Below are 10,777 nucleotides of genomic sequence, written 5' to 3'. Positions count from 1 at the left end.
AGACCATGACCTTAAAAGAATTATTGGTAGGCACCGGCACCCAGCTACGCAGTATCTGGATGATCGGCCTGCACGCGTTTGCCAAACGCGAAACCCAGATGTACCCGGAAGAGCCGGTATATCTGCCGCCGCGCTACCGTGGTCGTATTGTGCTGACGCGCGATCCGGACGGTTCCGAGCGCTGCGTTGCCTGTAACCTGTGTGCGGTAGCGTGTCCGGTAGGCTGTATCTCTCTGCAAAAAGCAGAGACGGTAGATGGCCGCTGGTATCCTGAGTTCTTCCGCATCAACTTCTCACGCTGCATCTTCTGTGGTCTGTGTGAAGAAGCGTGCCCAACCACGGCGATTCAGCTGACTCCAGACTTCGAACTGGGTGAGTACAAGCGTCAGGATCTGGTGTACGAGAAAGAGGATCTGCTGATTTCCGGTCCGGGCAAATACCCGGAATATAACTTCTACCGGATGGCGGGTATGGCAATCGACGGCAAAGATAAGGGCGAAGCAGAGAACGAAGCTAAGCCTATCGACGTCAAGAGCCTGTTACCGTAAGGAGAGGGCAATGGAATTCGCTTTTTATATCTGTGGCCTTATCGCCATCCTGGCTACGCTGCGAGTGATTACGCACACCAACCCGGTGCATGCGCTGCTCTATTTAATCATTTCGCTGCTGGCTATTTCCGGGGTGTTCTTTGCGCTGGGCGCGCATTTTGCTGGTGCGCTGGAAATCATCGTCTACGCCGGGGCCATCATGGTGCTGTTCGTCTTCGTGGTGATGATGCTGAACCTGGGCGGCTCAGAAATTGAGCAGGAACGTCAGTGGTTAAAACCGCAGGTGTGGATTGGCCCGGCAATTCTGTCGGCCATCATGCTGGCGGTGATCGTTTACGCCATTCTGGGCGTGAACGACCAGGGCATCGACGGTACGCCAATCAGCGCGAAAGCCGTGGGTATTTCCCTGTTTGGTCCGTACGTTCTGGCGGTTGAACTGGCCTCGATGCTGCTGCTGGCAGGCCTGGTTGTTGCTTTCCACGTTGGCCGCGAAGAGCGTGTTGGCGAGGTGCTGAGCAACCGCACTGACGACCGCGCGAAAAGAAAAACGGAGGAACGCGCATGATCCCCTTAACACATGGACTGATCCTCGCGGCGATTTTATTCGTTCTGGGTCTGACCGGTCTGGTTATCCGCCGCAATCTGCTGTTTATGCTGATCGGCCTGGAAATCATGATTAACGCTTCCGCGCTGGCCTTTGTGGTTGCCGGTAGCTACTGGGGCCAGACCGATGGTCAGGTGATGTACATTCTCGCCATCAGCCTCGCGGCTGCCGAAGCGAGTATTGGCCTGGCGCTGTTGTTGCAGCTCCATCGTCGCCGCCAGAACCTGAACATCGATTCAGTAAGTGAGTTGCGTGGATGAACATGCTTGCCTTAACCATTATTTTTCCGCTGATTGGCTTCGTGCTGCTGGCATTTTCTCGTGGCCGCTGGTCTGAGAATCTGTCGGCTACCGTGGGCATTGGCTCTATCGGTCTGGCGGCGCTGGTAACAGCGTACGCGGGTATCGATTTCTTCAACAACGGACGTCAGCCTTTCAGCGTGCCGCTGTGGACCTGGATGTCGGTCGGTGATTTCAACATCGGTTTCAACCTGGTGCTGGATGGTCTGTCTCTGACCATGCTCTCCGTGGTGACCGGCGTGGGCTTCCTGATCCACATGTTCGCCTCCTGGTATATGCGCGGTGAAGAGGGTTACTCCCGCTTCTTCGCCTACACCAACCTGTTTATCGCAAGCATGGTGGTTCTGGTGCTGGCCGATAACCTGCTGCTGATGTATCTGGGCTGGGAAGGTGTGGGTCTGTGTTCTTACCTGTTGATCGGTTTCTACTACACCGATCCGAAGAATGGCGCAGCGGCCATGAAAGCGTTCGTCGTGACCCGTGTGGGTGACGTGTTCCTCGCTTTCGCGCTGTTCATTCTCTACAACGAACTGGGCACGCTGAATTTCCGCGAAATGGTGGAACTGGCGCCGGCTCACTTCGAAGCAGGCAACAACATGCTGATGTGGGCAACGCTGATGCTGCTGGGTGGTGCTGTGGGTAAATCTGCACAGCTGCCGTTGCAGACATGGCTGGCAGATGCGATGGCGGGTCCAACCCCTGTCTCCGCGCTGATCCACGCAGCGACCATGGTTACCGCGGGTGTTTACCTGATTGCGCGTACCCACGGTCTGTTCCTGATGACTCCGGAAATTCTGCATCTGGTGGGTATTGTGGGTGCGGTCACGCTGGTGCTGGCAGGCTTTGCCGCGCTGGTTCAGACCGACATCAAACGTGTTCTCGCTTACTCCACTATGAGCCAGATTGGTTACATGTTCCTGGCACTGGGTGTTCAGGCATGGGACGCGGCAATTTTCCACCTGATGACGCACGCCTTCTTTAAAGCGCTGCTGTTCCTCTCATCCGGTTCCGTGATCCTGGCCTGCCACCACGAGCAGAACATCTTCAAAATGGGCGGACTGCGTAAGTCCATCCCGCTGGTGTATGTCTGCTTCCTGGTGGGCGGCGCGGCGCTGGCGGCACTGCCGCTGATTACCGCGGGCTTCTTCAGTAAGGACGAAATCCTTGCGGGTGCCATGGCGAATGGTCATATCAATCTGATGGTTGCAGGTCTGGTCGGCGCGTTCATGACCTCTCTGTATACCTTCCGTATGATTTTCATCGTATTCCACGGTAAAGAACAAATTCATGCTCACGCAGGGAAGGGGATTACCCACCACCTGCCGCTGATTGTGCTGCTGGTACTTTCCACCTTCGTTGGCGCGATGATTGTGCCACCGTTGCAGGGCGTACTGCCGGCGACAACCGAGCTTGAGCACGGTCGCGTTCTGACGCTTGAAATCACCTCTGGTGTGGTCGCTGTCGCGGGCATCCTGATTGCGGCATGGCTGTGGTTGGGTAAACGTACGCTGGTAACCTCTGTTGCCAACAGTGCGCCAGGCCGTCTGCTGGGCACCTGGTGGTACAACGCGTGGGGCTTCGACTGGCTGTACGACATGATTTTCGTCAAGCCGTTCCTGGGTGTTGCGTGGCTGGTGAAACGCGATCCACTGAACAGCATGATGAATATCCCGGCGATCCTGTCCCGCTTTGCAGGTAAAGGCCTGCTGTACAGCGAGAACGGTTACCTGCGCTGGTATGTGGCGTCCATGAGCATCGGTGCGGTTGTCGTGCTGGCGCTGCTGATGGTGTTGCGTTGATCGTTAAGTGAATTTTATTCGAATTCGTTGAAAATCAGGCCCCTGCTGGGGGCCTTAAAAAGGAATGTAAATCGCCATGTTACTACCCTGGCTAATATTAATTCCCTTCATCGGCGGCTTCCTGTGCTGGCAGACTGAACGCTTTGGCGTGAAGATGCCGCGCTGGATCGCGCTGATCACCATGGGATTGACGCTCGCGCTTGGTCTGCAACTCTGGTTGCAGGGTGGTTACTCTCTGACCCAGTCTGCGGGTATTCCGCAGTGGCAGTCTGAGTTTATCCTGCCGTGGATCCCACGTTTCGGCATTACGATTCACCTGGCGATCGACGGTCTGTCGCTGCTGATGGTCGTGCTGACCGGTCTGCTCGGTGTTCTGGCGGTACTTTGTTCCTGGCGAGAAATCGAAAAATACCAGGGCTTCTTCCACCTGAACCTGATGTGGATCCTGGGCGGCGTCATCGGCGTGTTCCTTGCCATCGACATGTTCCTGTTCTTCTTCTTCTGGGAGATGATGCTGGTGCCGATGTACTTCCTGATCGCGCTGTGGGGCCATAAGGCATCCGACGGTAAAACGCGTATCACGGCGGCAACCAAGTTCTTCATCTATACCCAGGCGAGTGGTCTGGTAATGCTGATTGCGATCCTGGCGCTGGTGTTTGTTCACCACAACGCGACCGGTATCTGGACCTTCAACTATCAGGATCTGCTGAAGACACCAATGTCTCACGGTGTTGAATATCTGCTGATGCTGGGCTTCTTCATCGCCTTTGCGGTGAAAATGCCGGTGGTTCCGCTGCACGGCTGGCTGCCAGATGCGCACTCTCAGGCACCAACAGCGGGTTCCGTTGACCTGGCGGGTATCTTGCTGAAAACCGCAGCCTATGGCCTGCTGCGTTTCGCTCTGCCGCTGTTCCCGAACGCCTCCGCTGAGTTCGCACCGATTGCCATGTGGCTGGGTGTGATTGGTATCTTCTACGGTGCCTGGATGGCGTTTACGCAGTACGACATCAAGCGTCTGATTGCTTACACCTCCGTTTCCCACATGGGCTTCGTGCTGATTGCTATCTATACCGGTAGCCAGCTGGCGTACCAGGGCGCGGTTATCCAGATGATTGCGCACGGTCTGTCCGCAGCCGGCCTCTTCATCCTGTGTGGCCAGCTGTACGAACGTCTGCACACTCGTGACATGCGTATGATGGGCGGCCTGTGGGGCAAAATGAAATGGCTGCCAGCGCTGTCCATGTTCTTCGCTGTTGCCACCCTGGGGATGCCAGGCACCGGTAACTTCGTCGGCGAATTTATGATTCTGTTCGGAAGCTTCAAAGTGGTTCCGGTGATTACCGTTGTCTCCACCTTCGGTCTGGTGTTCGCTTCTGTGTACTCACTGGCGATGCTGCACCGCGCTTACTTCGGTAAAGCGAAGAGTGAGATTGCTGCACAAGAACTGCCTGGGATGTCGCTGCGTGAGTTGTTCATCATCCTGCTGCTGGTCGTACTGCTGGTGCTGCTGGGCTTCTATCCACAGCCGATTCTGGATACCTCGCATTCCGCGATGGGTAACATCCAGCAGTGGTTTGTTAATTCTGCTTCTACTACAAGGCCGTAATTCGCCATGACAATAACTCCACAACAACTGATCGCGCTGCTACCGCTGCTGATCGTCGGATTGACGGTGGTGGTTGTGATGCTCTCCATTGCGTGGCGACGCAATCACTTCCTGAATGCGACCCTGTCCGTTCTGGGTCTGAACGCTGCGTTGGTTTCCCTCTGGTTTGTTGGCCAGGCGGGCGCGATGGATGTCACCCCGCTGATGCGTGTTGACGGCTATGCCATGCTATACACAGGGCTGGTTCTGCTGGCGAGTCTGGCAACCTGCACCTTTGCGTACCCGTGGCTTGAAGGCTACAACGACAACAAAGAAGAGTTTTACCTGCTGGTACTGATTGCCGCACTGGGCGGCATTCTGCTGGCGAATGCGAACCACCTGGCTGCGCTGTTCCTCGGTATTGAGCTTATCTCTCTGCCGCTGTTCGGCCTGATTGGTTACGCCTTCCGTCAGAAGCGTTCACTGGAAGCGAGTATCAAGTACACCATCCTGTCAGCGGCGGCATCATCGTTCCTGCTGTTTGGTATTGCGCTGCTGTACGCTCAGTCCGGTAACCTCTCCTTCGTGGCGCTCGGCAAGAGCCTCGGCGACGGGATGCTGCACGAACCACTGCTGCTGGCAGGCCTGGGTATGATGATTGTTGGCCTTGGCTTTAAACTGTCTCTGGTTCCGTTCCACCTGTGGACGCCAGACGTATACCAGGGTGCTCCGGCACCGGTATCTACCTTCCTGGCGACGGCGAGCAAAATCGCTATCTTCGGTGTGGTGATGCGTCTGTTCCTGTACGCACCAGTGGGTGATAGTGAAGCGGTTCGCGTGGTGCTGGGCATTATCGCGTTCGTTTCCATCATCTTCGGTAACCTGATGGCGCTGAGCCAGACCAATATCAAACGTCTGCTGGGCTACTCGTCTATCTCCCATCTGGGTTACCTGCTGGTGGCACTGATCGCGCTGCAAAGCGGTGAGATGTCGATGGAAGCCGTTGGTGTGTATCTGGCAGGTTATCTGTTCAGCAGCCTCGGCGCGTTCGGCGTGGTGAGTTTGATGTCCAGCCCGTACCGTGGCCCGGATGCAGATTCACTGTTCTCTTACCGTGGTCTGTTCTGGCACCGTCCGATTCTGTCTGCGGTAATGACCGTGATGATGCTGTCCCTGGCCGGTATTCCGATGACGCTGGGCTTTATCGGTAAGTTCTACGTACTGGCAGTCGGTGTGCAGGCAGGCCTGTGGTGGCTGACCGCCGGTGTGGTGATTGGCTCCGCGATTGGTCTGTACTACTACCTGCGCGTGGCTGTGAGCCTGTACCTGAGTGCTCCTCAGCAGCTCAACCGCGATGCGCCAACCAACTGGCAGTACAGCGCCGGTGGTATTGTGGTGCTGATCTCTGCGCTGCTGGTACTGATCTTCGGTATCTATCCGCAACCGCTGATCACCATCGTGCAACACGCGATGCCGCTGATGTAAGGTGAAAGCAAAAAGGCAACGAAAGTTGCCTTTTTTAATGTTTGCGCCCTCTCCCGGTGGGAGAGGGACGGGGTGAGGGCATCAGCCCGCACAGAGTGCCCAGCGGCGCTGCGCTTGCAGGGCCTACGGGTTTTGTAGGTCGGGTAAGCGAAGCGCCACCCGGCTATGCCAGCTGCTTCCGGCTAATCAACGGCCCGTCAATCTTCTTCACCGAACGCTCCAGCACTTCTTCGATAACCGACGACAGCTCGTTCAATTCAAACTTCGCCACATATCCGTCGGCCTTCACCTTGCGGATATGATCTTCGTTGGCATTCCCTGAAAGGGACGAGTGGATCACCACCGGAATATCTTTCAGTACCGGGTCGGATTTGATTTTGCGCGTCAGCGTAAAACCGTCCATCTCTGGCATTTCGAGGTCGGTCAGCACCAGGGCGATTTTATCGGTGATTGGCACACCTTCGGCCTGCGCCTGGGCAGCGAGAACGCCAATTTTTTCCCATGCGTCTTTGCCGGTGATATGCAACTGCGCCGGGATCTCCATGGCCTGCAAGCCTTTCTCCAGCATGGAACGCGCAACTTTGGAATCTTCCGCCACGATAGCCACCGCGCCAGGCTTGATGTTGAATTTCGTGGTTTGCAGATTGGTGGCGTGTAGATCGTGGTTTGCCGGGGTGATGTCATACAGGATCTGCTCAACGTCCAGCACCATCGCCAGATCGTTGGTATCGGTCTTCTCATCAAGACAGGCAATGCTGGTGATGTACCGCCCGCTGACGGCGGTTTCCGCCGCGTGCACCTGCTTCCAGTCCAGACGCATAATGTTCTCGACTGATTCCACGGCAAAGGCCTGTACGCTGCGGGCATATTCCGTGATCAGCAGGATATTCAGTCCGGTTGTAGGCTTACAACCCGCGACGGCAGCCAGGTCGATCACCGGGATCACCTGGTCGCGAATGTTCACCATCCCCATCAGCGGTGATTTCATTCCCGCGGGTTTGGTGAATTCCGGCATTGGCACAATTTCGCGCAGCTTAAAGACGTTAATGCCAAACAGCTCGGATTTGTTTGCATTCAGAGAGGTGCCAAGACGGAACAGCAACAGCTCAAAACGGTTCGACAGGGTCAGATTCGCCCTGTCATCAATATCTTTCTGGAAATTATCCATTCTACCCTCAAGTGAAATGCTGACCTTTTAATCGTTATCGGCATCCTGAGGGAAAAATGAAGGACTAAACGCTGACCTGAGTGAAATCTTCCGCCAGCTCGCAGTTTTCAAACACTTCCCGGCACTCCGCCAGCAGATTTTCACAGCCTCGGGCGTCGTAACGAGAGCTGACATGCGTCACGATCAGTTTCCTGACACCTGCTTCCAGTGCAAGCCGGGCAGCCTGGCGGGTAGAGCTATGGCCACGGCTGTTGGCTTTCTCTTCCATTGCCGTTTCGAGCGTGGCTTCATGCACCATCACATCAACACCCTGAGCAAGCTCATGTGCGCCAGGGCATGGCGCGGTATCGCCAAAAATCGCCAGCGTCTTGCCGGGCAATGGGGCCGAGAGATATTGCAGACCGTTAATCTTGCGCCCGTCTTCAAGCTCGACAGTGTCGCCCAGTTTCAGCCGCTGGAACAGTGGCCCCGGACGCACGCCATCGGCAATCAGCGCCGCGGCGTTGAGCGTGCCCGGCTTATCATGCTCTTCAATGCGATAACCGTAGCACTCAACCGGGTGATTTAGCGGCCGGGCAATGACCCGATAAGCACCGTCATCGAAGACCAGCCCGTCGGCAATCTCAACCACCTCCAGCGGGTAGTCGGTCCACGAACCGCTCAGACGCAGGGTCGTTTCAACAAATTCCGCGATCCCCGCAGGGCCATAAATGGTCAGGGGATTGGCATTCCCGGCCATCGAGCGGCTGCAAAGCAGGCCGGGCAGACCAAACAGATGATCACCGTGCAGATGGGTAATGAAGATTTTATCGAGCTTACCGGGATGATAAGTCGTGTGTAATAGCTGATGCTGCGTGCCTTCGCCACAGTCAAACAACCACAGCCCGCCACGGGTGGGATGCTGCAAATCCAGCAGCATGGCCGTTACATTTCGTGAGCGGGTTGGCACGCCGGCGGAAGTACCCAGAAAAATCAGTTCCATAACACAGTCAGACCCTTTGCTGAATGGGAAGGGGTTTAGTATAACGTGATGAACCCTAAGAAGGAGCCTGACATGATCCAGTGGCAAGATTTACACCATAGCGAGCTGACCACCTTTTCCCTGTACGCACTTCTGAAACTGCGTTGTGAAGTGTTCGTTGTTGAACAAACCTGCCCGTATCAGGACATCGATGGTGATGACCTGATAGGGGAAAACCGTCACATTCTGGGTTGGAAAGATAACGAGCTGGTCGCGTATGCGAGGATTCTGAAAAGCGAAGACGAATTTGAGCCGGTGGTGATTGGCCGCGTTATCATCAGCGGCAGCGCGCGTGGTGAAAAGCTAGGTTATCGCTTAATGGAACAAACGCTGGCTGCCTGCGAAAAACAGTGGCCAGACAAGGCGTTATACCTGGGTGCACAGGCGCATCTTCAGTCATTCTATGCGCACTTCGGGTTCGCTCCGGTGACGGATGTGTATGACGAAGACGGCATTGCGCATATCGGCATGGCGCGAGAAGCGAAACAGGCGTAATGGGGTGTCGTTGTCTATAGTTAGCGGACTGGCGTACTAACATGGAGAAAAATATGTCTTTTCATTCCTGGGAGACCCGTATCGACGACGACCTGGCTTTACTGAGCGAAACGCTGGAAGAGGTGTTACGTTCTTCAGGTGACCCCGCCGATCAGAAGTATATCGAGCTAAAAGAGCGTGCCGAGCATGCATTGCGTGACGTGCAGTCCCGCGTCAGTCAGGCTTCAGATACCTACTACTACCGCGCCAAACGCGCGGTGTATCGTACTGATGACTATGTGCATGAAAAACCCTGGCACGGCATCGGGGTTGGTGCTGCGGCGGGGCTGGTATTAGGGCTGCTGCTGGCGCGTCGTTAAGAGGTTGATGCAGACGGTAAACCACTCCCTATACGTGGGTACTGCTATTTATTATCAGTACCCCGTATAATGTGAGGTTTTAACAGGGAGAGGTTCGCGTGCAATCGATTTTCATCGCGCTGGAACGTCTGCGTGACCAGCTTGCGCAAGCACTACCGGCTACGCCAGGTTTACGTCATTTCGATGTCTCTTTCCCGCTAAATGATGCCTTTGATCCCCTGGCCTGGCTTGGCTCCCAGGCATCTTATCCCCAGTTCTACTGGCAACAGCGTAACGGCGATGAAGAGCTGGCCGCGCTGGGTGCCGTCGCACACTTTTCTTCTCTGGCTTTGGCATCACAGTTTTTAAACGCCTGTGACGCGCCGGATACCACCCGTATCTGTGGGCTAAATGCCTTTAACCCGGAGCAGGGCAGTCTGTTTTTGCCGCGCCTGCTGTGGTTACGTAATGCGGGAATAGCCACATTACGCCTGCACCTGTGGAGTGCCACTTCCCTTCAGGATGATGCGCGTCAGGCGCTGGATTTTTTACAGCAGTTGGGTGAATCCCAGCCGATTCCCGCTCTGTCGCTTCAGGCTCTCAGAGAGACGCATCAGCCCGACAAACCGGAATGGCTGCGCCTTGTCCGCCTTGCAACGCAGACCATTGCGCACGGTGATTTTGAAAAGGTGGTGCTCGCCAGGGCGACAGACGTGCAGTTTAACCAGCCAGTTAACGCCATCGCGCTGATGGCCGCCAGCCGGGCGCTGAATTTACATTGCTACCATTTCTGCATGGTGTTTGACGCCAGCAACGCGTTTCTGGGTTCCACGCCTGAACGCTTGTGGCGACGCCGGGGCGCACTGTTACGCACTGAGGCGCTGGCCGGGACGGTTGCCAGCCATGCTGAAGATAAACAGGCGCAGCGGCTGGGCGAATGGCTGATGAATGACGACAAAAACCAGCGCGAAAATATGCTGGTGGTAGAGGATATCTGCCAGCGTCTGCAACATCACACCCGGACGCTGGACGTTCTGCCCGCGCAGATTGTGCGTCTGCGCAAGGTGCAGCATTTGCGTCGATGTATCTGGACTGCGCTAAAACATACCGATGACGAACAATGCCTGCACGTATTGCAACCGACCGCCGCTGTGGCGGGGTTACCGCGTCAGGCGGCACGCGATTTTATCGAAAATAACGAACCGTTCGACAGAGAGTGGTATGCCGGCTCTGCCGGGTATTTATCACCCGGAAAAAGTGAGTTTTGTGTGGCGCTCCGCTCCGCACGGCTGCACAACGACGCGCTGAGGCTATATGCCGGGGCCGGAATTGTTAGCGGCTCTGACCCGGAGCAAGAGTGGCTGGAGATAGAAAATAAAGCCGCAGGGTTGCGCACTCTGCTCCTTAGGGATTAATACTGAGTCGCGCATTCCCG

The 10,777-nt window shown here is 55.8% G+C and carries 11 protein-coding genes; 9 read left to right on the top strand and 2 right to left on the bottom strand.

Features of this window, described 5'->3' with window-relative positions; all coding sequences use genetic code 11:
• Window positions 1-5 precede the first annotated feature (5 nt).
• The 6 genes from nuoI (at window position 6) to nuoN (ending at window position 6,320) form a co-directional block, all read left to right on the top strand.
• A complete protein-coding gene (nuoI, locus tag ACT9TW_RS21230) occupies window positions 6-548 on the top strand; it encodes an NADH-quinone oxidoreductase subunit NuoI (protein ID WP_014071104.1) in 543 nt (180 codons plus the stop codon).
• Between the two features lie 10 nt (window positions 549-558).
• Window positions 559-1,113 carry an NADH-quinone oxidoreductase subunit J gene (gene nuoJ, locus ACT9TW_RS21225; RefSeq protein ID WP_182061860.1) on the top strand — a complete coding sequence of 185 codons (555 nt, stop codon included), beginning with the start codon at window positions 559-561 and terminating at the stop codon, window positions 1,111-1,113.
• Window positions 1,110-1,412 carry an NADH-quinone oxidoreductase subunit NuoK gene (gene nuoK, locus ACT9TW_RS21220; protein WP_003861496.1) on the top strand — a complete coding sequence of 101 codons (303 nt, stop codon included), beginning with the start codon at window positions 1,110-1,112 and terminating at the stop codon, window positions 1,410-1,412. Before nuoJ ends, nuoK begins: the two co-directional genes overlap by 4 nt.
• Window positions 1,409-3,250, top strand: a complete 1,842-nt coding sequence (nuoL, locus tag ACT9TW_RS21215) for an NADH-quinone oxidoreductase subunit L (RefSeq protein ID WP_446493625.1) — start codon at window positions 1,409-1,411, stop codon at window positions 3,248-3,250. Before nuoK ends, nuoL begins: the two co-directional genes overlap by 4 nt.
• 76 nt (window positions 3,251-3,326) lie before the next feature.
• A complete protein-coding gene (gene nuoM, locus ACT9TW_RS21210; protein ID WP_182061858.1) occupies window positions 3,327-4,856 on the top strand; it encodes an NADH-quinone oxidoreductase subunit M in 1,530 nt (509 codons plus the stop codon).
• A gap of 6 nt (window positions 4,857-4,862) precedes the next feature.
• Window positions 4,863-6,320, top strand: coding sequence for an NADH-quinone oxidoreductase subunit NuoN (gene nuoN / locus ACT9TW_RS21205; protein WP_182061857.1), 1,458 nt, complete (start codon window positions 4,863-4,865; stop codon window positions 6,318-6,320).
• 163 nt (window positions 6,321-6,483) lie between these two features.
• On the opposite strand, the gene ACT9TW_RS21200 is transcribed toward nuoN, so the two are convergent.
• Entirely contained in the window at window positions 6,484-7,488 is a 1,005-nt protein-coding gene (locus tag ACT9TW_RS21200; protein WP_446493624.1) for a chemotaxis protein, read from the bottom strand.
• Between the two features lie 64 nt (window positions 7,489-7,552).
• Entirely contained in the window at window positions 7,553-8,470 is a 918-nt protein-coding gene (gene rnz, locus ACT9TW_RS21195; RefSeq protein WP_446493623.1) for a ribonuclease Z, read from the bottom strand.
• A 72-nt stretch (window positions 8,471-8,542) separates the two neighbouring features.
• On the opposite strand from rnz, the gene ACT9TW_RS21190 reads away from it, so the two are divergent.
• The 3 genes from ACT9TW_RS21190 to menF all read left to right on the top strand — a co-directional run bounded on the left by ACT9TW_RS21190 (window position 8,543) and on the right by menF (window position 10,757).
• A complete protein-coding gene (locus tag ACT9TW_RS21190; RefSeq protein WP_446493622.1) occupies window positions 8,543-9,004 on the top strand; it encodes a GNAT family N-acetyltransferase in 462 nt (153 codons plus the stop codon).
• A 53-nt stretch (window positions 9,005-9,057) separates the two neighbouring features.
• On the top strand, window positions 9,058-9,363 hold the full coding sequence (elaB, locus tag ACT9TW_RS21185; protein WP_182061853.1) for a stress response protein ElaB: 306 nt from the start codon (window positions 9,058-9,060) through the stop codon (window positions 9,361-9,363).
• 98 nt (window positions 9,364-9,461) lie between these two features.
• Window positions 9,462-10,757, top strand: coding sequence for an isochorismate synthase MenF (menF, locus tag ACT9TW_RS21180; RefSeq protein WP_446493621.1), 1,296 nt, complete (start codon window positions 9,462-9,464; stop codon window positions 10,755-10,757).
• Window positions 10,758-10,777: the final 20 nt, after the last annotated feature.

This window comes from Enterobacter sp. C4G1, from assembly GCF_052886895.1.
The sequence above is the reverse complement of the archived record's forward strand: the minus strand, read 5'-3'. Positions and strand labels throughout refer to the sequence as shown.